This window comes from Undibacterium sp. GW821-FHT07F11 (genome assembly GCF_059418665.1).
In genome coordinates, this window is record NZ_JBWKQH010000005.1 from 141702 (window position 1) to 166780 (window position 25079).

Below are 25079 nucleotides of genomic sequence, written 5' to 3' on the forward strand. Positions count from 1 at the left end.
AAAGCCTGAAGCAAGATTTTTTAACCACGATAGTCCGGGAACATCCATGAAGAAAACTGCATCAAGAATATTGCTCAGCTTAAGCGCAGCCACCGTTCTGGTTGTATCAACATCCGTGTTGGCGCAACAGGCACCCAAGCCGGAAACGCTGATCAAATGGCGGCAATCTGCTTATCAGGTCATAGGCTGGAATTCAGGCCGCATCAAATCCTCGCTGGAAGGACAATACAACAAGGAGGAGGTCATCAAGGCTGCCAATACTATTGCGGTTTTGTCGAATGCAGGATTGGGTGCCTTGTTCCCGGCAGGAACCGAGCAGGGCAAAGGCTGGCACGACACCGCAGTCAAACCTGAATTATTCAAGGATGGCAAACGCGTGGGTGAGCTGGCAGCGAACTTCAGCAAGGAGGCTAATGAACTGGCAAAGCTTGCGCTGGCAGGCGATCCGGCCGCTGTCAAGGAACAGTATGGAAAATTGACCCGCACCTGCAAAGCTTGTCACGATGACTTCAAAGTATCGAATTAGAGGCTGAGTCAGTGCTGGCTTAGTGCTGGCTTTGTGCAGAATTAAGTGCAGTGTCGTCATCACACAACAAGTAAAGGACGGGCATTTTTTGCATTCTGTTATGTGAAGAAAAAGATGTCTTTCCAGATGTTTTCCTCTCACTGGTATTGAATTTAATTTTCTGACAGAAATATTCTAAAAAAAATGGATAAGAAAGTTTGGAAAAATTCGTTTTACTTGCGGAACTCGCACGTTAGTCTGGTGTCGTCGAATGCAGATGTAGCGGAGTAGGAAAATTCCAACTCCTCTTTACCATATTCATTTCTGCATTCATTTTTCTTTCAGCAGACTCAGCCAGAAAGCGCGTCGTGAACAAATTACTGACTTTTCCTGATAATCAAAACATGATCTTGTCCATCCGGGCCAAGGCCATGATGTTTAATGATCCCCGTTCTGCCGCTCTCTTGCTGCAAGTCGAACGCATTGCCCGCAGCGAAGCCACTGCATTGATCATAGGCGAAACCGGGACAGGCAAGGAATTGGTTGCACGCCACATCCATAATCATAGTGGCCGCAAAGGCCCCTTCATTGCCGTGAATTGCGGCGCATTCAGCGAAACCCTGATAGATGCTGAATTATTTGGTCATGAAAGCGGCGCGTTTACTGGTGCCACACAATCACGCTCAGGCTGGTTTGAGGCAGCCAATGGCGGCACTTTATTTCTTGACGAGATTGGTGACCTGTCACTGGCATTGCAAGTGAAACTGCTGCGCGTATTGCAGGAGCGCCAGGTCGTCAGGCTGGGTTCGCGCAAACCGATACCGCTGGATGTCAGGCTGGTGGCGGCCACCAATGTGGACTTGCACAAGGCCATAGAGGCCGAACATTTTCGCTCGGATTTATATTACCGCTTGAGTGTGGCAACCATCAACCTGCCGCCGCTGTTTGAGCGAACGGGTGACATCTTGCCGCTTGCCCATCATTTTATCGCTCTGTATGGTGAAAAAATGAAGCTGGATAATGTACGTCTGTCGCCCGAAGCAGAGACAGCTTTGTTGCAGTATGACTGGCCAGGCAATATACGCGAACTGGAAAACGTCATTCACTTTGCCCTGATTGTTTGCCGCGACCGGATGATCGTGGCAGAAGATTTGAAACTCGCTGGTGCCGCAAGAAGGCGCGGTACTGCTGCACTGGCGACGGTCACTGCACAGCAATCGCCCGCGGAGGTTCAGCAACATGCGGTGAATATTCCGCAGGTGCCTGCTACGGAAACCAGTCTGAAAGACAGACTGCAATCCTTGATAGTCGAGAGCATGGAAACCGGAGACGCCGGTGTTTTTGAGTTTTTTGAGCAGACGCTGATACACACGGCATTCCATTTCTGCGCACAAAACCAGGTGCAGACCGCCAAGCTATTGGGTATTTCCAGAAACATCTTGCGCACGCATTTAAAACATCATGGCCTGATCGGCTTTGATGTAGAACCGAGACATCACCCGGATGGCAATGCGCAGTTTGGATTGGCAGTGCAATAAAGAGTTGCGACCAAATCATGTGTAATCTCAGAACTCATTGCATCATTGATGCAACGAGTTCTAACGCCAGGCTTATTGTTTTTGCCATCGTCCACCGATATTTTTCAACAGTATATTAGTTGCAGCAAGCTGGCGGTTGCGTATCGACAGCAAATTGGATTCGCTCGACAAGGCAGCATTCTGCGATGTGACCACATTCAGGTAACTGACTGTACCTGCCTTGTATTGTTCCTGCGTGATCTCCAGGTTGCGCTGGGCGGCTTGCAAGGCTTCTGTCTGTAATTGCAGTTCCGCATCCAGCTGTTCCAGCACGACCAGATTGTCTTCCACTTCCTGTAATGATGTCAGTACTGTCTGGCGATAAGTCGAAGCGGCAATATCTGCCGCCGCACGCGCCTGGTCACTGGCCAGTTGACGTGCGCCGCCATCAAAAATAGACAGTAATATCGAAGGGCCTAAAGACCAGACCAGGTTTGGTGCATCGATTAATTTACTCAGAGAGGAACTGCGGTAACCTGCATTGGCCGACAAGCTGATGTCAGGGAAAAAGGCGGCATCCTTTACGCCTATCTGGGCATAGGCCGCAACCAGCTTGCGTTCAGCCGCTGCGATATCTGGCCTGCGTTCCAGCAAGGTGGCCGGGATCAGTACCGGCACGGCTGGCGCGGCAGGCAGGGTGGCGGTATAGTTGATATTGAGGGCTGCTGGCGTTACACCCAGTAGAACGGCAATCGCATGTTCCAGTTGTGCCCTTTGTGCCACGGCATCTTTCAATTGCACCTGGCCGGTCGTCACTTGTATTTTTGCTTGCAAGACATCGCTTTGACCGGCGACCCCGGACTGGTATCTGGCCTCGGTCAATTCCAGGCTGCGTTGATTGGAGGTAGTAGTTCTTTGCAATATGGCTTGCTGGGCCTCGGCCACGCGCATGGCAAAATAGGTTTGTGCGAGTGTCGCCTGGGCAGACAGGCGGGCAGCATCATAGTCGTCACGGCTGGCTTGCAGGCTGGCGTTTGCCACATCAGTTGCTTTGGACAGCCGGCCCCATAGATCAATTTCCCACGAAGTATCGACAGCCAGTGAATAACTATTGCTGGTAGTACGGCCACTCTGACCTGAGCCAGGATTGCCGCTGCGTGTGCCGCCTGCATTCAGTGACACTGTAGGCCACAATGCAGACTGGCTGGCTTTGAGCACCGCCTTGGCATTGGCGATCTGGGCGGCGGCTGATTTCAGGTTTTCATTCCCCAGTAATAGCTTTTGTTGCAGTTCATTGAGTACAGGATCATTGAACATTTCCCACCAGGACTCTGATACGGCAGCTTCAGTATTGGCGCGTATAGCCTGCGCTGATTTCCAGTAACTGGCTTCCTTGAATTCAGCTGTCAGTGGGACAGTGGCCGGTGGCGGTGTTTTTGTCTGTGCGCAGGCAGATAGCAGCAAGACCAATGTCAGCACGGACAGTCGTGGAACAGAGAAACTTGTAAAAGATACGGGACGCAAGTTAATATTTTTTTTCATAATCACTCTCATGCAATATCCAAAGCGCCTGCGCTCTCGACTGCTTTTACGGGTTTTTTCTTGCGGCGTAATCTGTCCATGCAGACAAAGACGACAGGCGTGGTGTACAGAGTCAGCAACTGGCTCAACAAGAGGCCACCGACGATGGCTATGCCCAGTGGCTGGCGCAATTCTGCACCATCACCCGTGCCCAGTGCCAGTGGCACGGCACCAAAGATTGCTGCCAGGGTAGTCATCAGGATAGGACGCAGGCGCAGCAGGCTGGCGCGGTAAATTGCCGCACCGGCAGTCACGCTGCTACCCCGGCTGTTGGCTGCATGTTGCGCAGATATTGCAAAATCTATCATCATGATGGCATTTTTCTTGACGATGCCTATCAGCAGCACCACGCCGATCAGGGCGATGATGGAAAAATCAGTCTTGAACAACATCAGCGCCAGCAAGGCACCTATACCTGCCGAAGGTAAAGTTGACAGTATGGTCAGTGGATGGATCAGGCTTTCATATAGCATGCCAAGTACCAGGTAGATGGTGATGATGGCAGCCAGCACCAGCAGAGGCTGACTGCTCAGTGACGACTGGAAAGCCTGCGCCGTACCCTGGAAGCTGCCATGCACGGATATCGGTACACCCAGTTTGCTGATGGTGTCATTAATCGCGTCCACCGCCTGCGACAAGGCGACATCCGGTGCCAGGTTGAAGCTGATCGTGCTGGCTGGCGAACCGCTCTGATGATTGACAGCCAGAGGCGTATTGGTGGTTTCCACCCGTGCTACGCTGGCCAAAGGTATGCGCACACCCTTGGACGTAGTGACATACAGACTCTTCAAACTCTCGGGGCTTTGCAGGTAGGCGGGTGCCAGTTCCATCACTACGCGATATTGATTCAGCGGGTTGTAGATGACGCCGATCTGGCGCTGCCCAAAGGCATTGTTAAGTGTGCTGTCGATGGCGCTGACAGTCAAACCCAATCTTGCTACGGCATCGCGGTCTATCACCAGTGAAGTCTGTATGCCCTTGTCTTGCTGGTCGCTATTGAGGTCAGCCAGTTCAGGCAGTTGTGACAAGGCCTTGCGTATGCGTGGCTCCCAGGTACGCAAGTCGGTCAGATCATCTGCCTGCAAGGCATATTGCCAAGAGGCGTTACTTTGCCGGCCACCAATGCGTATATCCTGTACCGGTGACAAAAACAAATTGGCACCCGGCAGATGCGCGAGCTTGCCGCGCAAACGGTTGATGACCTGGTCTACACTTTCTTCACGCTCAGTCCTGGGTTTGAGCGAGATAAACATGTTCGCGCTATTGCGCTGGCCGCCACCGGTAAAACCCGTTGCATTGGCCACCGCAGGGTCGGCCAGCACAATTTTGCTGAAGGCATTGAGTTTCTCTTGCATGGACGTAAAAGAGCTGGCCTGGTCAGCTTGCACGCCCCCCATCATCAAGCCAGTGTCCTGTTGCGGAAAAAATCCTTTGGAGATCGTGATGTACAGCGACACATTCAGCGCAATCACGCCTGCCAGTACCAGCAGCGTCAATGGCTGATGCCGCAAGGTCCAGCGCAGGCTGCGACGGTAACCACGCATGAGGCCACGCTGGAAGCGGGCAAGTGCGCGTGAGAATTTACCCGGTGCCTTGGCTTTTTCCACAGGTCGCAACAGGGCCGCCGCCATCATGGGCGTGGTGGTCAGCGATACCAGCATGGATACCAGGATAGACACCGACAACACCACCGCAAACTCACGGAACAAGCGCCCGACTATGCCACCCATCGCCAGGATGGGGATGAAGGCGGCAATCAGTGACAGGCTGATCGATACTACTGTGAAACCAATTTCACGCGCACCCTGCAATGCAGCTTCCATCGGTGTCTTGCCACGCTCTATATGCCGCGAAATATTTTCCAGCACGACGATCGCATCATCCACCACAAAACCGGTGGCCACTGTCATCGCCATGAGCGAGAGATTATCTATGCTGTAGCCTAGCAAATACATGACGCCGAAAGTGCCAGCCAGTGAAACCGGCACTGCCACCGCGGGTAACAGGGCAGCGCGGAAATTACGCAAGAAAGCGAAGACCACCACGATGACCAGGCCAAAGGCAATCGCGAGTGTGCGCTGCACTTCAGTAATGGATGCGCGTATGGTCGGCGTCCTGTCCATGACCACATTCACATCAATGGCCGGTGCGATGGACGCACGCAATTGTGGCAACAAGGCACGGATGGTATCCACGGTCTTGATGATGTTGGCACCAGGTGCCTTGTTCAGTATCAGTAAGATCGCAGGCGTGCCATTCGCCATACCGTAATTGCGCACGTCCTGTACGCTGTCTACCACTTCAGCGACATCGCGCAGGCGCAGTGCGGCACCATTGGCATAGCTGATGATGAGCGGTGCATATTGTTCGGCTTTATAAGACTGGTCATTGGCACTGAGCTGCCAGTAATGTTGCTGGTCTTCGACCGAACCCTTGGGGCGGTTGGCATTGCTGGCGACGACGGTAGCGCGTACATTTTCCAGCGAAATACCATTCGCTGCGAGCTTGTTGGGGTCTACTTCTATACGTACCGCAGGCAATGCACCGCCACCTATGGTGACCTGGCCTATGCCATCTACCTGTGACAGGCGTTGCGCCAGCACGGTGGAGGCAGCATCATACATCTGGCCGCGTGTCAGCGTCTTGGATGTCAGCGCGATGATCATCACCGGCGCATCAGCTGGGTTGACCTTACGGTAAGTGGGGTTGCTCGGCATGCCGGACGGCAGCATGGCACGCGCCGCATTGATGCCAGCCTGCACATCCCGTGCTGCGCCATCAATATCCCGGCTCATGTCGAACTGCAGAGTAATGCGCGAACTTCCCAATGATGAAGAAGAGGTGATTTCATTGACACCGGCAATGCTGCCCAGTGCACGTTCCAGCGGTGTGGCAACGGTGGCTGCCATGGTATCCGGGCTGGCACCCGGCAATGAGGCATTGACGGAGATGGTAGGAAACTCAACCTGCGGCAACGGCGCGATAGGCAGCAAGAAATACGCGATGATACCCGCTAGCGCCACACCCAGTGTAATGAGTGCAGTGCCGACCGGGCGTTCTATGAAGGGACGGGAGAGATTCATCTGCTCACACCGCAGTTTCTGCTGCAGTTCCTGAGCCAGGCTTGCCGGTAAACTTGCTCGCCAGCGCCGTGAAGCCAAGATAAATCACCGGCGTGGTGAACAGGGTCAGCAACTGGCTGACAATGAGCCCGCCCACCATGACCACACCAAGTGGGTGACGCAATTCACTGCCCACGCCCGAACCCAGCATCAGTGGCAAGGCACCCAACAAGGCTGCCATGGTAGTCATCAGGATGGGGCGGAAGCGCAGCAGGCAAGCCTTGTGTATGGCTTCGCGCGGGTTCAGGCCTTCTTCACGTTGGGCATACAGGGCAAAATCAATCATCATGATGGCGTTCTTCTTGACGATACCGATCAGCAACACAATACCGATGATGGCGATGATACCCAGGTCCAGCCTGAATACCAGTAAGGCCAGCAAGGCTCCCAGGCCTGCTGAGGGCAGGGTGGAAAGAATAGTCAGTGGGTGTATATAGCTTTCATACAAAACACCCAGCACGATATACATAGTGACTATCGCAGCCAGTATCAGCAAGAGTGTGCTGGACAGAGATGCCTGGAAAGCCAGTGCAGCACCCTGGAAGCTGGTTTCCACACTGACGGGTAAATGCAAGGCTGCTTCTTCTGCCTTGATGGCATTGACCGCATCACCCAGTGCCGCACCCTGGGCAAGGTTGAAGGAAATAGTCGCGGCAGGGAATTGCGCTGCATGGTTGACCGCCAGTGGCGCTATCCTTTCCACCACTCTGGCAATGGAAGACAGCGGCACCTGCACACCATTCGTGCCCGGCACATACAGGTTATTCAAGGCTTCCATACCCATTTTGTACTGTGGTGCCACTTCAAGCACCACGCGGTATTGATTGCTTTGGGTAAAAATCGTTGAGATCAGGCGCTGGCCAAAGGCGTTGTACAGCGAGTTGTCTATTGCTGCGACACTGACGCCAAAGCGACCTGCGGCATCCCTGTCTATATCCACATAAGCTTGCAGGCCCAGCTCTTGCTGGTCACTGGCGACATCGGCCAGTTGCGGCAGCTTGCGCAGGCGTTCCAGCAGGGCGGATGTCGAGCGTGACAGTTCAGCAATATCGGGTGAACTCAGCATGAACTGGTACTGCGTCTTGGCTATCCTGTCTTCTATGGTCAGGTCCTGCACTGCCTGCATATAGATGGCGATGCCTGGCACCTTGCGCGTCAACTCAGCCAGGCGTCTGGCGATCTGGGTAGCCGATATCACGCGTACATTCAGCGGTTTCAGCACGATCAGCATACGGCCTGCATTCAAGGTCGCGTTTGCGCCATCCACGCCGATGAAGGACGATACGCTTTCCACTGCCGGGTCAGTCAAAATTACGCTGGCCAGTGCTTGCTGATGTTCAGCCATGGCGGCGAATGAAGTAGATTGCGCTGCCTCGGTAATTGCCTGTATCTGGCCGGTATCCTGCACAGGAAAGAAACCCTTGGGGACAAAGATATACAGCAAACCAGTGAGTGCCAGTGTCGCCAAAAACACCAGCATGGTAGTTTTTTGCCTGTCTAATACCCAAGTCAACATGCGGCCATAGCCTGCAATGGTTCGTTCAAACATCCGTCCCACGGCACGTTTGACCGGGCCAAAGTCTTCTTCTTTTTCATGATGCAAAAGACGTGCGCACATCATAGGTGTCAGGGTCAGGGACACGAAGGCTGAGATCAATATCGAGACTGCCAGGGTAATCGCAAATTCATGGAACAGGCGGCCAACCACGTCCCCCATGAACAGTAGCGGTATCAATACCGCAATCAGGGAAACGGTGAGGGATATGATGGTGAAGCCGATTTGCTGCGATCCCTTCAGCGCCGCAGCCATCGGGGTTTCGCCTTCTTCGACATAACGGGCGATGTTTTCTATCATGACTATCGCATCATCAACCACAAAACCCGTTGATATCACCAGCGCCATCAGCGTCAGATTGTTGAGTGAAAAACCTACCATGTACATGACGCCAAACGTGCCTACCAGCGACAAAGGTACGGCCACACTGGGGATGATGGTCGCAGGCACGCTGCGCAAGAACACAAAGATGACGAATACCACCAGGCCTATGGCCAGCAGCAGTTCGATTTGCACATCGTCGACTGAGGCGCGGATAGTCGTGGTTCTGTCGCTCAGTACCCGTACATCGACAGAGCCCGGCATGGCAGCCTGCAAACTGGGCAGCAAGGCTTTCACGCGGTCTACTGTCTGTATCACATTGGCGCCAGGCTGGCGCTGCACATTAAGGATAACAGCCGGGGCCTTGTCTGCCCATGCTGCCAAGCGCATGTTCTCAGCGTCGTCGACCATGGTGGCTACATCACGCAGGCGTATGGGGTTACCGTTCTTGTAGGCAACGATCAGGTTGGCATATTCTGCCGCGCTTTTCATCTGGTCATTGGCATCAATCGTCGAGGCGCGCAGCGGGCCATCAAAACTGCCCTTGGCCTGGTTCACATTGGCGCTGCCTATGGCAGTGCGCAAATCATCCAGCGAGAGGCCAAGGTTGGCCAGTGCCGTAGGGTTGGCCTGTATCCTGACTGCGGGCCTGCGCCCACCCGCAATACTGACCAGACCCACACCACGTACCTGTGAGATTTTTTGTGCCAGACGGCTCTCGACCAGATCATGTATGCGTATCACGGGCAGGGTGGTCGATGAAACCACAATCGTCAATACCGGTGCATCAGCAGGATTGACCTTGCTATATACCGGGGGCATCGGTAAATCGCTGGGCAGCAAATTACTGCCCGCATTGATGGCGGCCTGCACTTCTTGCTCGGCAACGTCGAGCGACAGGCTCAACTCGAACCGCAGGGTGATCACAGAGGCACCGCCAGAACTGGTCGATGACATTTGGGCCAGGCCCGGCATTTGCCCGAACTGGCGTTCCAGTGGTGCCGTGACCGACGAGGTCATGACATCCGGGCTGGCACCGGGATAAAGCGTGGTCACCTGTATGGTGGGGTAATCGACTTCCGGCAAGGCCGCGATAGGCAACAGGCGATAAGCCAGTAAACCGGCCAGCAAAATCGCCAGCATCATCAGCGAAGTTGCGACCGGTCTTTCAATAAACAGACGTGAGGGGTTCAGGGTAGCCATGATGTGATGAGCTAAGTGCCCTTATTTCCTGGTTTCTGCTGCGGAGGCTGGAGCAGGTGCTGATGCCGATGGTGACGTAGATGCTGAGGCAGATGCAGAAGCACCACCGCCTCCTTTACGCCGTTTACCACCGCGAGGTTCATCACCGCCACCAGATCTGGCTGATGCCGCGATGACTTCCACCTTGCCACCATCGCGCAAACGGTCTGCGCCATCGGTCACCAACTGGTCACCTGGCCTGAGTTCAGCCTTGACAGCCACCCAGTCGCCATCGGTCGCCAGTGTGGTGACCGGCTTCAGTGTGACCACACCTCCTTCACCGACGACATACACAAAATTACCTACCGTGCCGCGCTGTACCGATGCCACTGGCACTGCCAGCGCATCTTTCATGGTATCGAGTTGCAGACGTACATTGACAAACTGGTTGGGGAACAGACCATTGTCCTTGTTGGGAAACAGGGCCTTGACTTTGATCGTGCCTGTCGTCAAATCTATGCTGTTATCGGTATTGGCGACACTGCCTTCTGCCAGGATGTTTTTTTGCTCCCTGTCCCATGCTTCTACTCTCAAAGGCACATCATTCTTCATTTGCTGACGCAATTTATCGAGGCGTACATCGGGGATGGCAAATACGATGGCAACGGGCTGGGTTTGCGTGATCGACACCAGGCCATTGATGTCTGAGCTATGCACGATATTGCCCAGGTCAGCCTGCTTCAAGCCAGCCAGGCCAGAGATAGGGGCAGTCACACGGGTATAACTCAACTGCAGTTTGGCATTATCAACAGCAGCCTGGTCTGACAGGATGGTGCCGTGCAATTGCTGCACCAGTGCTTCTTGCGTATCCATTTGTTGTTTTGGTGCGGCCTGTTTTTCAACCAGGTCTTTGTAGCGCTGCAAATCAAGCTCGGCATTTTTTAACTGCGCCTGGTCACGTGCCAAGGTACCCTGTGCCAGTGACAAGGCAATCTGGAAAGGCTTGGGATCTATCTGCGCCAGCAACTGTCCGGCCAGCACTGCCTGGCCTTCCTTGAAATAAATCGCTTTGAGTTCGCCATCAGCCTTGGTGCGCACAACAGCAGTATTGGCGGCAGAGATATTGCCTATCGCCGTAACAATGAGGCGTATGTCACGTTTTTGTGCAGGTACAACGGACACCGGCTGCACTTTATTGCCGCCATCACGTCCGCCGCCTCGCTTCCCTGAATTCCCTGAAGGGCCATTGCCTGCATTTGCTGGTGTGCTGGCATCCGTGCGGTGGTAATACCACCAGCCACCCGCTGCGGCAGCAATAACGACCAGTACGGCAACAGCCGATTTCCAATTGACGATTCTTGATGTCATCTTAATGCCTTCACACTGTCAGTACTGAAACGAATAGCAAATCACTGTATTTTTGCGTGTATTGCGTGTATTGCGTGTATTGCGTGTATTGCAGAGAACTTCTGGCGTCTCAAGCACCTTAACGAAGGTGAATATGGCGTGAGTTGCGCAGTTTATTTCGTGAGACTTTACGAAAACTTAAGGAGATATCAGAGAGCCGTATGGCTATATCCATAGTTGCCGATGTGCGTAGCAATGTCAACGACAGTCTGGTGTGGGAAGGTAAGCAATCCCGCAAGAAATTGATTAATGCGCTACCGGCAAATCTTGATCATTCCCTCAAGAAATAAGTTCTGATTGAAACTATACTATCGGAAAACAAGCCGTCTATTCAAGGCAGAATTCAATTCGTTACGAAAGTGAGAGAATACGTTACTTGCGAGGACATGCATTAGGTTAATAATATTTCCAGACACGAGATAAGCGTTTGCTTATTATCAGTTTTAAGGATGCATGCGTGGAAAATACGATATTCTCGGAATTGAAATTTTGGTTGATGATGATAGTCTCATTTGTCCTGCCTTTCGGGATATACAGTTTCCTGATATTGAAAAGAGCTATCTCCAAGAAAACCACCCTGTTTTTTGGTTTTGCACTGGTGGCTATCGCAGGCCTGGATGTTTACTTTCTCAAGGTGCTCTCAGCCGCTGCAAAACTGTCGCCCTCACTTGCAGACGACACGATATTTGTCTCAGAGATTTCGCTGGCCCTGTATCTCGTGCCCGCCATGTTTGGTGGTATTGGGGTCAATATCATTTCGCATGTGTTGATACAACATCTGGATGAAGCGAATCAGCGTTTCAAAAGCGAACATCCTGAATCGTGATTGTGCAGTCTTTCAAGACAAATGCAGAATATTCTTAGGAGCAATGCAGCGTCCAGATGGACAAACTGCATTGCGGGTATCAACTTATTTGAACGCCTTTACCAGCGCTTCAAATTTCGTGCCCAGGGATTTATCATGGGCCGTAATTGGTGGTACTTCGCGATTTACACCCAGCAACTGATACACAGCCATCTGGGCAGCACGCACTGAGTATTCCACCGTGAAAACCACGTCATCCGGCACTTCGACAAACTGGCTGATGAAAGCAAAGTTTCGTGTGCCAGGTGGCACTGGCAAAGGCCGATCGCCAACTGAACGTGGCATGAACATGCTGGTAATGTAAGGCATACGGCAAGGAATGCAATTGGCATTATCAAACACCTCGGCATCAAAGCGCAGGTGACCCAGCAATTCTTCAAGGATTTCTGCACCGCTGCATTCGCTCATGGGTTTCGCCACATAGTCACCTATGCGGTCAGGGTAGAGCGCATAACCCCAAAATACCTGTACACCAGCGGGCTGGTTGATAAAGTGTGGCTGGTGTGCCAGCACGATGGACATCAGCCAGTTAGAATCCTTGAAAGTCACCAGTCCACCTGTACCAGCTTCGTTACCGCTGAACTTTTGCATCAGATCAAAGAAGCGCGGATCTTTGAGTGTAACCGTGAACGATTCCCACCAGGATTGGGCGATGCAGGTATTGAAAGCTGCCGGATTACCCATGTCAGGTCTTTCAGCCGCAAGCTGTTCCCACAAACGCCAGCCGCAACTGTCCAGCTTGCTGCGTTTTTCCGGCGCGCTGCCCATGGAGCCCAGACTGGATGCATCGGTCATGGAACCGTTTTGCAGGAAAACCAGATCACCATCAGCAACCGTGATGCTTTCTGCTACGCCATCACGCAGGCATTCGAGACCAGTGACCTGAAATTGTTCATTGATCACACTGTGCGTCAGTTTTTGCACCTGGCAATTCGTGATGAATTGCACGCCATTTTGTTTCAGCCAGGTTTGCAGTGGCAGTACCAGCGAATCATATTGGTTATAGATGGTGCGCTTGACACCCGCCAGTGTCTCTATGCGCGAAAATTCCATCATGAATCTGTGCAGATAGCGTTTGAACTCAACAGCGCTGTGCCATGGTTGAAAGGCAAACGTGGTTGCCCACATGAACCAGAATTCAGTCTCAAAGAAAGAGGGTGATAGCCAGTCAGTAATGGTGCTGTTGCCCATGTCTGCCTCATCTGCCTGACTGAGTTTCAGCAATTCCATGCGGTCTTGCATGGAGAAACCCATCGACGATACCGGCACCTTGGCGCGGCGCTTGTCTACCAGCCTGGCTTTTGAGTTGGACTTGTAGTGTTCATTGAACTCTAGCGTTTCTTCAAATACCGATCTTCCCGGATTATGCAGTGAAGGGATGGATTTGAACAAATCCCAGGTGCATTCATAATTGTCGGTCGTCAACATGCGGCCACCGCGCAATGAATATCCCTGGTCTGGATTGCCTGCGCCATCCAGACTGCCACCTATCAGTGAGCTTGCCTCGAAGATGGAAATATTGTCGCCCTTGATTTTTCCGTCGCGTATCATAAACGCGGCAGCTGCCAATGAGCCTATGCCGCCACCGATCAAATAAGCCTTTGTATTGCTGGTCATGATTTCCTTTTTTATTTATTGGATTTGCGTCGAATGTTTGATATATGACATCCTCGCATGCGTGCCCTTGCATGTTTTGCGCTATGACAAACAAATGAATTTTTGCTGCCTGGCAGATAGAATGAACCAGGCTTCTCGCAAAGCAAGATCTCACATATCAGTGCAACTATCTGCGCAGGTCCGGCACGCTTTTGCGCACTCACTCATCATACCGTCAGCATCTGCATGGGCTTCGCAAAAGGTCGCGCAAGAAAGACAAATCTCTGCACATTCCCTGGCCAGGTGCATATGATGCGGCGAACGGCGCGCCATGAAATCTGCATGCACCAGGCAAATCTGCGCACAGTCCAGCAGGCTGACAAGATGCAAGACCTCACTGTGATGACTGTCGCCATGCATGACATGGGCAGCGGTTTCAGTGCAAACGCGGTGACATGCAAGGCAGTTGGCCAGACATTGTTCCATTTTTTCATTAAGGGGCGTGAGTTTCATTTTAATTCTCCTGAATGACTGAGTGAGGCCAAGTTAAAAAGCTAAAAAGCCAAGACATGAGAATTTATACGCCGTATTGACGAAAATGAATGTGCGCTGTCGTACACGGCGGCCTGTAATTGTTTTCATTAAAATTGATTCCGCTAAGAAACCCTGCTATCAAACCCTGTCTGTCGACTGCACATAAAAAACACCTTTAATAAATCTATCTGTATCTGTTTGAATCTGGTCCAACAAGTGCTATAAATTTATGTGTGGCAGCGTACAGAAGGGATTTAAAAAAAATGGGATGCTGTGATTCATGGTGCCCCGGTATGGACGTATCGCCCATACTGGCTCTCTTGCTAAGTCTGAATGGCGGGACAGGAGCATCCGTCATCCCTTGTTCAGATTTCAACCTTGGAGAAACAAATGAAACAACAATTAAAATTCATCTTTGGTGTGTCCAGCCTGTTACTGGTTGCTCATGCGAGCGCGCAAATTGTGTTCTATGAAGGCGAAGGCTTTCGCGGACGTGCTTTTAGTACCAACGTGCAACAAAACAATTTTCGTAATAGCGGTTTCAATGACCTGGCTTCGTCAGTCGTTGTTTCTGGCGGACGCTGGGAAGTCTGTGATGATGCCAATTTCGGTGGCCGTTGCATGATTTTGAGCAGGGGCAGTTACGATACACTTTCAGGTATGGGCATGAACAACCGCATTTCTTCAGTCCGCCCTATCAGTAACAGGCGTCGTTACGATAATGAAATTGAAGCGCCTTTGAGTTCGCCAAATTATGATTACCGCCGTCGTCCAAATGAAGGTGTGTATGATGCACCTGTGACTTCAGTGCGTGCAGTGGTCGGCCCACCTAATGAGCGCTGCTGGGTAGAACGCCAGCAAGTGCAGACAGAACGTAGCGAACCAAATGTTGGTGGTGCCATTGCTGGTGCCCTGATAGGTGGCATACTTGGTCATCAGGTTGGCGGCGGTACCGGGCGTGACCTGGCAACGGCCGGTGGCGCTGTCGCTGGCGGTGCATTGGGCGCAAATGCAGGACGCAGTAATGGTGGTACTTATGAGCGGGATGTACGCCGTTGCCAGACCGTGGCCAGCACCAAGCCTGAATACTGGGATGTGACTTATAACTACCGTGGTGTTGAACATCACGTGCAGATGAGTTCTCCTCCAGGATCCACCATAGCAGTGAACCGGAATGGCGAACCCAGGCAGTAAGTGATTGAAATAAGTAGCTTCAAATGAGAAAGGCCAGATGCGAATTGCATCTGGCTTTTTTCATTTCAGGATTCGCGTTAATTGCTATTGCCAGCATGTATCAGACGATAAACCCATTCATGCCAGATGGATTTATCGTCGGGTTCTTAAGGTGAATTACAGGACGACAGGAAAATATTCTCAAAACCTGTCCTGGTTACTTCTGAACCGGCTGCACATAGTTGAGCTCCACTACGTGCTCACGCTGATCATCCATCAGAGGGATCAATAAACTACCCATGGCAATGTCATCAATAAACAGCAGGCTCTGTCCATAAGCCACATCCCTGAGTTTGACGGTGATCTGGTAAGTGCTGCTCAGATGTTGGTAGCGCAGGCTGAAACTGGTCCATCCTGCTGGTACACATGGTGTCAGGCTCAGATGCCTGCCTTCGCGCTTCAATCCCAGTAATGACTCCATCATGAAGGTATACATCCAGCCTGCCGAACCTGTGTACCAGCTCCAGCCACCGCGTCCAGTATGTGGTTCGACTGCATATACGTCAGCGCAGATGACATAGGGCTCAACCTTGTAGCGGGCTATGGTATCTGGAGAATTACCATGATGTATGGGATTGATCATGTCAAATGCCTCCCAGGCACGGGCGGCATCTCCCATTTTTGCAAATGCCATGCCAGTCCAGATAGCAGCATGGGTGTATTGCCCGCCATTCTCGCGTACTCCGGGCACATAACCACGGATGTAGCCGGGATTTTGTCCCGAGCAATCAAAAGCGGGATCGAGTAATTGTATGATCTGCTTGTCACGCCGCATCAGGCGTTTGTCCAAAGATTGCATGGCCTGTGCAGCCCTTTGCGGACTGGCTGCCGCAGACAGTATGGCCCAGCTTTGTGAGATCGAATCTATCTGGCATTCAGCATTTTGTGCCGAGCCCAGTGCGCCACCATCATCAAAGTAAGCCCTTCTGTACCAGGCACCATCCCAGGCGTTGGCGTCAATATTTTTCGATAACTGACTTGCCTGGCTCAGACAATGAGCTGAAAACTCCTTGTCATTACGGTTAAGCGCAATTACCGAAAATCTTGTCAAAACCTGATGAAGGAAGAAAGCCAGCCAGACGCTTTCGCCTCTGCCTAGATGACCAACCTTGTCCATGCCGTCGTTCCAGTCGCAGGAACCGATCAAGGGTAAGCCGTGGCTGCCAAACCTCAAGCCGTGCTCTATAGCTTTGACACAATGCTGATACAAACTACCCGTCTGTGCTGATCTGGCAGGCAAGTCGTAATATGAATCTTCTTCCTGATTGACTGCACGTCCTTCCAGATAAGGCAGCTCTTCATCGAGTATACCAAGGTCACCACTGCTGTTCACATAGCGCGCCACGGCCAAAGGCAGCCATAAATAATCGTCTGAGCAATGCGTGCGTACACCACGGCCAACCGGCGGATGCCACCAGTGCTGTACGTCGCCTTCCAGAAATTGATGCGCAGCAGATAAAAGTATTTGTTCGCGCGCCAGGGTTTGCCCTGTATGCACCAGGGCCATGCTGTCCTGTAACTGGTCACGGAAACCAAATGCACCACCAGACTGGTAATAACCGCTACGTGCCCACAGGCGACAGGCGATGGTTTGATACAGCAGCCAGCCATTGGCCAGCAGGTTCAAATCCTGATCGGGGGTAGTGACCTGTACCGTACCCAAAGTGTTGTGCCAGTACTCATGGACTTTGTTCAATGCCTGCTCAGCTGCAGCAATGCCCCTGTGCTGTTGTATGAATTGCGTGACATTACCGTGCTCTGCCATTGCCATGCCCAATACAAATACCAGGTGTTTTTCTTGCCCCGGGCTAAGTTCAAATTCTTGCTGTAAAGCTGCACAGGGATCCAAGCCTGCTCCGGTTTTTCCTGACAGGCGCTGTCTTTCCATGGCAGCCGGGCTGCGCAGGCTGCCGTTGCGGCCTATGAATTCATTGCGGTCACCACTGACACTGCGGTTACTACCATCCAGGTCAAAGAAAGCCCTGCGTCCGGGGAATTCGGTATTGTATGGGTTGCGTGCCAGCAGACAGCCACTGACAGGATCAATTTCCGTGGCGATATGCATCAGGGATTTCGGTCTGAGATCACCGAGCACCCATTCCACATAACCGGTAGCCGACAATTTTCTTTGTTCATCCGAGTCATTAATGACACGCAGTATGGAATATTTGGCTGCCGTATCTATACTGACAAACACCGTCAACTCGGTGCGTATGCCTTGCTCCTGGTGCGTGAAAACACTATAGCCAAAACCGTGACGTGTCACATAGTCACCGCTGCCACGGCAGGGCAGGGCCGTAGGTGACCAGTATGCCCCTGTGTCTTCATCGCGTATGTAAAATGCTTCACCGCTGCTATCGCAGACAGGGTCATTATTCCATGGGGTCAGGCGGAATTCATGGGCATTTTCAGCCCAGGTATAGGCCTGTCCGCTTTCAGAAATCACACTGCCAAATTGCGGGTTAGCCAGCACATTGACCCACGGTGCAGGGGTTACTTGTCCTTCCCTGGTGGTGATGACATATTCGCGGCCATCTTCAGAAAAACCACCTGTGCCATTAAAACTCTGCAGTTTTTCAGATGGATGACTGAGCTTGTTGCTGGTCAGTGATTGATATCCGGTTTGTTGATACATCTGTCTGGCAGGCAACAGTTTTGGGGCACGCAATTCCACCAGGTCACGGCGGTTCAATTGCTCCAGCAAGCTACCACGATGATCATTCAATATTACCCTGGCCACTGCCTGGAACAGGATTTTGTCTTCAGGTGAAATCTGCTCTGCCATTCTGACAAAGATGCCGCCCGGACGCTCTATGGCATGGGTGCCGATGACCGAGGAGATCATGCCCATGATCTGTTCCTGCAGTGCCTGACGATAAGTGGCATGGTCTTCATTCCAGATCACCAGATCTACTGCCAGGCCTTTGGAGCGCCAATAGGCGTGTGCCTGCACCAGTTGCCTGACCAGTTCTATATGATCCTGGTGATTGATTTGTAGCAGCACGATGGGCAAATCGCCGGATATGGCATAGCCCCACAAACCAGACTGTCCACGGTGATTGCGGCTGAGTATGCTGGTATCGGCGCGCAAAAGTGGATTCATATAGATAACAGAATTGGCCAGACGTCCATATAACTGTGCATCAGCTTCACTGATATTTAACTGACGTAATACGACCTGGCTATGCGTCCAGGAAAGTTCGATAACCCGGTCAGCCAGATGCTTGTCCTGGTATTTTTCTATCAAGGCCAGGCAGAGTTCGCGATTTTCTGCCACGCCGGTGACCACATCCATCGTGGCAGCCTGTTCCGGTTCCAGCGTAATCTGATAGCGTATGGCAACCACCGGGTCGAGTACCGAACCCTGGCTGTCTGACAGACGGCTGACGCGCATGGCGGCGGGGGCTTCCAGCGTATTACCACGTCCTATGAATTGGGCCCTGTCAGTTTCATAGGAAACGCTTTCCATGCTGGCGCCATGCAAGGCCATCAGATGAAACATGCTGGGTATTTTTTCATCGACAGAACGTGGGCGGCGAGTACATAAAATCGCATGTTGTCCGTCCAGAATTTCTGTTTCTACAAACAGCTTGCTGAAGGCCGGGTGCATGGCATCCGCAGCTGCCGGTGCCAGCACAACTTCTGCATAGCTGGTGAAGTCTATGGTGCGAGGATGGCGCGAGCGATTGACGATGCGGGTGCGGCGCAACTCTATATCGTCTTCGGGCGAGACGACGATCTCGGTATGCATGTCGAGATTATTGTCACTGCGGCGGAATTCTGCCCGCCCTTCAGAAAAAATCACTTCATAGGTAGGTGAATTGACCAGGCAAGGCTGGAATGCGGTTGACCAGTAACGACCATTGCTGACATCACGCACATAGCAGAAGCTGCCCCAGTGGTCGCGGGTACTGTCTTCATTCCAGCGGGTGACGGCCAGATCATTCCAGCGGCTATAGCTGCCGCCCACACTACTGATCATGACGTGATAACGACCATTGGATAGCAATTGCACTTCTGGTGTGCGGGTATTGACATGATGTATGACACGCAAGGGGACTTCCTGGCCGCTGCTGGCACTGCGTATGTCTGCCAGTTCGGTGGTATTGGAATAAACTGCCGTGGCTTTAGGTACCCGCTCATGCAGCAGTGACATGGTCGCCTGGAACAGCGGGTCGGATTCAAAGCGTTTTTGCAAAGGCTGCCCCAGTAACAGATAGGCCAATGACAGGAAACCCATACCCTGATGGTGAACCATGAAAGAGCGTATCAATGCATGCGTTTGCCCGCGCGGTAAGCGCGAAGGGGTATAGTCTATCGCCTCGAAGAAGCCGTACATTCCTTCAAACCCCTGGGCCGATAATTGTTCCAGATTGCTGCAGGCCTGTTCAGGTGCGACCATCAAGGCCATCATGGAAGCATAAGGCGCAATCACCAGATCATCGCCCAGGCCACGCTTAAAACCGATACCAGGGACTCCAAAGGCACGGTACTGATAATTCAGATGTGCGTCAAAAGTGTTGTAACCGGACTCGGAAATCCCCCAGGCCACACCGCGCTGCTGCCCATACTCAATTTGACGTTGTACGACGGACCGGTAAGTTTGATCCAGCAAGGTGTTCTGAAAATTTGGCATGACCAGCAAGGGCATCAGATATTCGAACATTGAACCACTCCAGGACAGCAGTATTGGTTCGCCGCCTGCAATGGTCAGTTGACGCCCGAGTGCGAACCAGCTCTCCTGTGGTATTTGTCCCTGGGCGATGGCAACAAAAGTGGCCAGCCTGGCTTCTGATGCAAGCAGATCGTAGCAGGCTTCATCCCGCCTGCGTTCATTGACGTTATAACCTATAGTCAGCAAGTGCGTGTTGGCATCATAGAGGAATTCATATTCTAACCGGGCGAACTCGCTGGTTTGCTGTACCAATTGTTCAATTTGCAGGATGCGCTCACCGGCACGCTTCCTGGCCATCATCAGAAATGTTGCCAGTCTGGTATTGTGATTTTCTACTTGTGCAGCTTGATCAAGTGGGATACCACCTTCTGTAGGAGAGACATATCCAAGACCTAACTGTGTCAGTTCTTGTAAACTGGGGATGGTATCAAGCAAGGGAAATGCATGTAACCAGTTGCCAGGGGCCGGCAGGCTCAGCCATGGCGCCAGGTAAAGCAGCTCTTCCAGTTGCGCATGGGTTTGCCTGCTCAGGGCGCTTGCCCAGATATGGCTGGCGTTGTCGGCAGTCACAGTCACGCTGGACAAATAGGCATCTGCATGATGCGTCAGTCGCTTCAGGCAATCATAGATGACGATCAATGACTTCGGTACCCCCAGGCACAGTACATCCAGGTCTGTTTCAAAATCCGCCAGCCTGTTTGCAATATTGGGAGCAACCGAGTTGCGCAGCAGCAGATAGGTATCATGCAAGCCGCAAAACAGGCGGGGCTGGCAAATTGGTGCGTCAATTAATTCGCTCAAGCCGGGCCTCAGTGTCAGCAAATGACCGGCCAGATTGCCACTATCTACCGTTGATACATACAAAGGCTGCAAGGGTTGCAGGCTCTTGGTGTCATACCAGTTATAAAAGTGATCTTGATAACGTTCCAGCCTCGCCAGACTGGTGTAAGTATTTTGAGTGCGCTGCAAGAGCTGTCCAGCGGGGATATAACCAAAATCATACGCTGCCAGATTGGCCAGCAGGGACAAGCCTATATTCGTTGGCGAAGTACGGTGTGCAACTACACCTACAGGCTGGAACTGCACATTGTCCGGCGGCAGCCAGTTATCCTCGGCACCGACATAAGTTTCAAAAAACAACCAGGTCTTGCGGGCTGTAGCTTGCAAGAACTCTACTTGCTTCGCGCTTAACTGTGATGCACGCCTTTGCTTTGCACGGCTCATCTGATATGCGATGAGTGGTGAAATAAACCAGAGCAATAATATTGGCGTTGCTGCCTGCAAGGCAAGCGGATTGATATGCCGCAGGAGGAAAAACGTTGCGATGGAAAACGCCGGAGCTATCCACATGCTGCGAATATTATTCCACAGGCTATTCTTGAACTGATGATTGCTGAGCGTGGATGGATTCCACTCCAGCAAATGCTTGCGCGAAATCAGTATGCGCCATTGCGTGCGCACTATCGCATCAAGATTGACCCATGCTTCATATGGCAAGAAAACCAGGCTCAGGGATGCATGGGTGACATGCTGGGCACTTGAACGCAACAGGGACAGCAGGTGCTGGCGAAAAAAAACATCATCCGGTTTTTTACTCAGGCTCCATAAAAATGCGCTGGCAGCGGGAATCAGCAAAAAACCGATAGCGGCTGCGGACCAGAACCAGGTGCTGGGAAAACTGCTCCAGGCGATCAGTAAAAAGGCCGTCAGAGCAAGTGGCACCATACTGCGGCGCAGGTTATCCAGCAACTTCCAGCGTGACAGCAAAGACAGGGAATTACCAAGCTGACTGGATTGCCCGTTGGCTTCATCCCTGGGGCCGGGCACTTTGGGTAACAACCATGAAGCTATTTGCCAGTCACCGCGTATCCAGCGATGGCGACGGCGTATGTCGGCCAGATAGCTGGAAGGATATTCTTCATACAGTTGCACGTCGCTTAACAGACCTGCCCGTGCATAGCAGCCTTCGAGTAAATCATGGCTGAGTATGCGGTTTTCCGGCATGCGGTTTTTCAGGGCTCGTTCAAATACATCGATATCATAAATACCCTTGCCTATGAAGGAGCCTTCATCGAATACGTCCTGGTAGACGTCAGACACGCTGCGCGTGTAAGGGTCTATACCAGCTTCGCCGCCGCAGAGCAATTCATAGTAAGAGGCATCGCTGGCCGGCAGGCCGACTGCTACGCGGGGTTGCAGAATGCCATAGCCTTCGGTCACTCTTTTCAGAGCCTCATCGTAGTGTGCGCGATTCAGCGGATGTGCCATGGTGGCGACGAATTTGCGTGCCGTATCGCGTGGTAATTCAGTATCGGTATCCAGCGTAATCACATATTTCATGTGCTCCAGTCCAGCCGTATTACCGATGATAAGCATGAATGCTTTCGTGCCTGCGCCGCGCAGATAGGCATTCAGTGCCCCCAGTTTTCCGCGTTTGCGCTCATATGCCATCCATATTTTTTCTTGTGCATTCCATGCTCTTGGTCTGTGCATGACCAGAAAATGATCGCCATTCGGGCGGGGATATTTTTTATTCAATGCTTTAATGCTGTTGCTGATGTGAGTCAGCAAGGCTTCGTCTTCTGGCAACTGTTCCTGATCGGCATCGGTAAAATCAGTCAGCAGGCAAAAGCGCAAATTGGCATCGCAGTTCGCCAGAAAACGCACTTCCATGGCTTCACATAAAGCATCGATATTGTGCGGGTTGAACAGCATGGTGGGGACCACGACCAGTGTGCTGGACTCCAGCGGTATTCCCAGGGAAAAATCCATGCGTGGCAAAGGGCGGGGCAGGGCTATGCAGGTCACCAGCCAATTCACCATGGACAAGGCAAACTGACTGCTGGCAATCAGGCTGGCGACGATGAAACAAGCCAGTAAATAAGGATTGATTGCAGTCTTGCTGGCCTGGTGCAGGAATAATCCAGTACTCAACAGACTCAGGATAGTGATACTGCCCAGATAAATACTCAAGGCGGATTCACGCCCTGCTCGTTTCACAGACTCAGGGAAACTGTGCTGCATGGCGGTGGAACGTTCCAGCTCGGGTCTGCCTTTTCCTATCAGGAAATAACCTATATGGGCACTGCGCGCAGCCTGACCATACTTGATGGCTGCTTCACGTGCAAAGCGCAAGGCATTGTGAGCGACATCGGCTTCAGAAAAGCTGCTGTTCTTGGCAATTTTTTCAACCGCATGACGGTACAGATCGCGCGTAGCGAAATCCATGCTGCCATAGATGCCGGTTGGGTCATCGCGCAGGCAACGATCAACCACACTCATGTTTTCTACAAATTCGCGCCAGTCCATGGATGTCAGCAGGCGCAAGCTACCTATGCTGTTGCTGATGGAAATCTGATCAGCAGCTTGTTGCTGAGAATCCAGATGTACCAGATGTTCTATGGTTTGGCCGGTCTCTGCCAGTCGCTGTGAAAGCCAGTTCAAAGGTAGCGCGAGGGCAGGCCCCTGACCTTGCAGTCTTCTGAGCATTTCCGCCACGAAGGAACTATCCAGTGGTGGTTGAGAGCGCGACATGTCGGCCACCAGCAAGATCAGGTTGCTGGGATCTTTCTCGGCAGTCTCTGCCATCTCCTCTGCCCATTTGGCGGCCAGATTACGGTGATTATGGGTTGTCGTCAGATTGGTGGCGACCCTGCGCAGGTTTTCTATCAGTGCCAGGCGCAACATGATAGGTATGGCCCAAAGCTCACCTAGCTTCAAGACAGATACCAATTGATAAGCGCTGATGAAGCGACTCAGGTTTTCAGGATCAACCCTGCCATCTCCATGTGAAATAGTTTCCAGTGCTATGTCGTATACCCTGGGTCGTCCAGCTGAGTTGCCGCGCAATAGCCTTGGCAATTCCTTGCTGTAATCTTTCGGCAAATGACGCTTGGCTGTTCGTATCTGTTCTTCTATCAGGTAGTAATTATCCAGCAGCCAGGCCGCAGCTGGCGTTACTGGCCGGCCATCCTTGATAGCTTCCGTCAGCAAGGTGCAGGCATTCATGATCACGTCCTGATTATCCGCCAGACGCGACAAGAGTTGATCCTGACCAAAGACAGAACTCAGTTTATGGCTGTTGGCCAATATGCGGCCATGCTGTTCCATCTGCAGGGCGCTGTATAAATCTGCCCGTAAAGGCAGTTCTGCACCAGCCTGCGCAACATAGGCGCGCAAACGTATCTGGCTGTCCTTCAAAACATTTTTTAGCTGATGCAGGCTGGATGACAGCATATCTTTGGCTGATTTCAAATCGCACACTTCTTTCTTTTATTGGGATTTGTCAGTGACCGTAGTGATTGGTCGTCGCTGCCACGCCTTCGGCCATATCTGCATGTGTGGGGTTTCAGCATGCAAAAAAAAGAGGGTATGACCTATGGGAGCGGCTGTGCTTTGATAATAAAACATCAGCACGGGAGTGTAAGTTCGTTAGCGTACATACGCGCCTGCCTTAGCGCACTGCGTGCGCATATCCTGGCACATGGTGGAAGTGTGCGGCAACGAACAGACCCGCTCTTGTCGTGAGCGGTATAAAGACTGCGAAGATCACAATAAATGTGGCTTGCGAGAGTACTTATCTACTGGAGAAAAAAAATGAACAAAAACTTGAAAAGTGGTCTGTTGACCGTATGCAGCGTGAGCTTGGTAATGATGATGGGTTGCGCCAGCAGCATGAAAACACCGGCGACGGCAGAAGTGGCTGTTTCTAAAGAAGCTGTCGACAACGCTGCAGTTGCTGGCGGCAGTGAATTTGCTCCGGCAGAAATGAGTTCTGCGCGTCAAAAATTGGCATTGGCAAACAAGGCGATGCAAGACAAAGACTATAAGCTGGCCAATGACCTGGCAACCCAGGCTCAAGCTGACGCCAAACTGGCACAAGCCAAAGCGAATTCTGCCAAGGCAGAGAAAGCTGCTAATGCATTGCAAGATGATATCCGCGTTTTGCGTGAAGAATTGCAGCGGGCAAATAACAAGCAATAAAAA

At 52.1% G+C, this 25079-nt stretch carries 13 protein-coding genes; 6 read left to right on the forward strand and 7 right to left on the reverse strand.

Going from position 1 to position 25079, the window contains the following annotated elements; translation table 11 throughout:
* Nucleotides 1–46 precede the first annotated feature (46 nt).
* Nucleotides 47–526 carry a c-type cytochrome gene (locus tag AC07OI_RS14035; RefSeq protein ID WP_495257677.1) on the forward strand — a complete coding sequence of 160 codons (480 nt, stop codon included), beginning with the start codon at nucleotides 47–49 and terminating at the stop codon, nucleotides 524–526.
* A 347-nt stretch (nucleotides 527–873) separates the two neighbouring features.
* Nucleotides 874–2043 carry a sigma-54 interaction domain-containing protein gene (locus AC07OI_RS14040; protein WP_495257678.1) on the forward strand — a complete coding sequence of 390 codons (1170 nt, stop codon included), beginning with the start codon at nucleotides 874–876 and terminating at the stop codon, nucleotides 2041–2043.
* 72 nt (nucleotides 2044–2115) lie between these two features.
* Here AC07OI_RS14040 and AC07OI_RS14045 read toward each other — a convergent pair whose 3' ends face one another.
* Genes AC07OI_RS14045 through AC07OI_RS14060 form a run of 4 tightly spaced genes read right to left on the reverse strand, consistent with a single transcriptional unit; the run spans nucleotide 2116 to nucleotide 11151 of the window.
* Complete coding sequence (locus tag AC07OI_RS14045) at nucleotides 2116–3564, reverse strand: efflux transporter outer membrane subunit (RefSeq protein ID WP_495257679.1); 1449 nt, start codon at nucleotides 3562–3564, stop codon at nucleotides 2116–2118.
* 8 nt (nucleotides 3565–3572) lie between these two features.
* Nucleotides 3573–6686, reverse strand: coding sequence for a multidrug efflux RND transporter permease subunit (locus AC07OI_RS14050; protein ID WP_495257680.1), 3114 nt, complete (start codon nucleotides 6684–6686; stop codon nucleotides 3573–3575).
* Nucleotides 6687–6690: 4 nt separating this feature from the next.
* Entirely contained in the window at nucleotides 6691–9795 is a 3105-nt protein-coding gene (locus AC07OI_RS14055; protein WP_495257853.1) for an MdtB/MuxB family multidrug efflux RND transporter permease subunit, read from the reverse strand.
* 30 nt (nucleotides 9796–9825) lie between these two features.
* Nucleotides 9826–11151: an MdtA/MuxA family multidrug efflux RND transporter periplasmic adaptor subunit gene (locus AC07OI_RS14060; RefSeq protein WP_495257681.1), complete on the reverse strand. Its 1326-nt coding sequence runs from the start codon at nucleotides 11149–11151 to the stop codon at nucleotides 9826–9828.
* 200 nt (nucleotides 11152–11351) lie between these two features.
* On the opposite strand from AC07OI_RS14060, the gene AC07OI_RS14065 reads away from it, so the two are divergent.
* Both AC07OI_RS14065 and AC07OI_RS14070 read left to right on the forward strand, forming a co-directional pair.
* Nucleotides 11352–11480, forward strand: coding sequence for a hypothetical protein (locus tag AC07OI_RS14065; RefSeq protein WP_492703374.1), 129 nt, complete (start codon nucleotides 11352–11354; stop codon nucleotides 11478–11480).
* Between the two features lie 167 nt (nucleotides 11481–11647).
* A complete protein-coding gene (locus tag AC07OI_RS14070; protein WP_492703375.1) occupies nucleotides 11648–12016 on the forward strand; it encodes a hypothetical protein in 369 nt (122 codons plus the stop codon).
* 84 nt (nucleotides 12017–12100) lie between these two features.
* Here AC07OI_RS14070 and AC07OI_RS14075 read toward each other — a convergent pair whose 3' ends face one another.
* The gene (locus tag AC07OI_RS14075) at nucleotides 12101–13672 is read right to left on the reverse strand and encodes an oleate hydratase (RefSeq protein ID WP_492703376.1); all 1572 of its coding nucleotides are present in this window, start codon (nucleotides 13670–13672) and stop codon (nucleotides 12101–12103) included.
* 150 nt (nucleotides 13673–13822) lie between these two features.
* A complete protein-coding gene (locus tag AC07OI_RS14080; protein ID WP_492703377.1) occupies nucleotides 13823–14164 on the reverse strand; it encodes a four-helix bundle copper-binding protein in 342 nt (113 codons plus the stop codon).
* A 411-nt stretch (nucleotides 14165–14575) separates the two neighbouring features.
* Here AC07OI_RS14080 and AC07OI_RS14085 point away from each other — a divergent pair, with 411 nt between their 5' ends.
* Nucleotides 14576–15379, forward strand: coding sequence for a beta/gamma crystallin-related protein (locus AC07OI_RS14085; RefSeq protein WP_492703378.1), 804 nt, complete (start codon nucleotides 14576–14578; stop codon nucleotides 15377–15379).
* Nucleotides 15380–15575: 196 nt separating this feature from the next.
* Here AC07OI_RS14085 and AC07OI_RS14090 read toward each other — a convergent pair whose 3' ends face one another.
* Nucleotides 15576–24347, reverse strand: coding sequence for a glycoside hydrolase family 94 protein (locus AC07OI_RS14090; protein WP_495257682.1), 8772 nt, complete (start codon nucleotides 24345–24347; stop codon nucleotides 15576–15578).
* 342 nt (nucleotides 24348–24689) lie between these two features.
* On the opposite strand from AC07OI_RS14090, the gene AC07OI_RS14095 reads away from it, so the two are divergent.
* On the forward strand, nucleotides 24690–25076 hold the full coding sequence (locus AC07OI_RS14095; protein ID WP_492703380.1) for a DUF4398 domain-containing protein: 387 nt from the start codon (nucleotides 24690–24692) through the stop codon (nucleotides 25074–25076).
* Nucleotides 25077–25079 lie beyond the last annotated feature (3 nt).

What these genes read in the sequence shown, in the direction of transcription:
- AC07OI_RS14035 (WP_495257677.1), top strand. Translation starts at nt 47, where the DNA reads ATGAAGAAAACTGCATCAAGAATATTGCTCAGCTTAAGCGCAGCCACC.
- AC07OI_RS14095 (WP_492703380.1), top strand. Translation starts at nt 24,690, where the DNA reads ATGAACAAAAACTTGAAAAGTGGTCTGTTGACCGTATGCAGCGTGAGC.
- AC07OI_RS14050 (WP_495257680.1), bottom strand. Translation starts at nt 6,686, where the DNA reads ATGAATCTCTCCCGTCCCTTCATAGAACGCCCGGTCGGCACTGCACTC.
- AC07OI_RS14075 (WP_492703376.1), bottom strand. Translation starts at nt 13,672, where the DNA reads ATGACCAGCAATACAAAGGCTTATTTGATCGGTGGCGGCATAGGCTCA.
- AC07OI_RS14080 (WP_492703377.1), bottom strand. Translation starts at nt 14,164, where the DNA reads ATGAAACTCACGCCCCTTAATGAAAAAATGGAACAATGTCTGGCCAAC.
- AC07OI_RS14060 (WP_495257681.1), bottom strand. Translation starts at nt 11,151, where the DNA reads ATGACATCAAGAATCGTCAATTGGAAATCGGCTGTTGCCGTACTGGTC.
- AC07OI_RS14045 (WP_495257679.1), bottom strand. Translation starts at nt 3,564, where the DNA reads ATGAAAAAAAATATTAACTTGCGTCCCGTATCTTTTACAAGTTTCTCT.
- AC07OI_RS14085 (WP_492703378.1), top strand. Translation starts at nt 14,576, where the DNA reads ATGAAACAACAATTAAAATTCATCTTTGGTGTGTCCAGCCTGTTACTG.
- AC07OI_RS14065 (WP_492703374.1), top strand. Translation starts at nt 11,352, where the DNA reads ATGGCTATATCCATAGTTGCCGATGTGCGTAGCAATGTCAACGACAGT.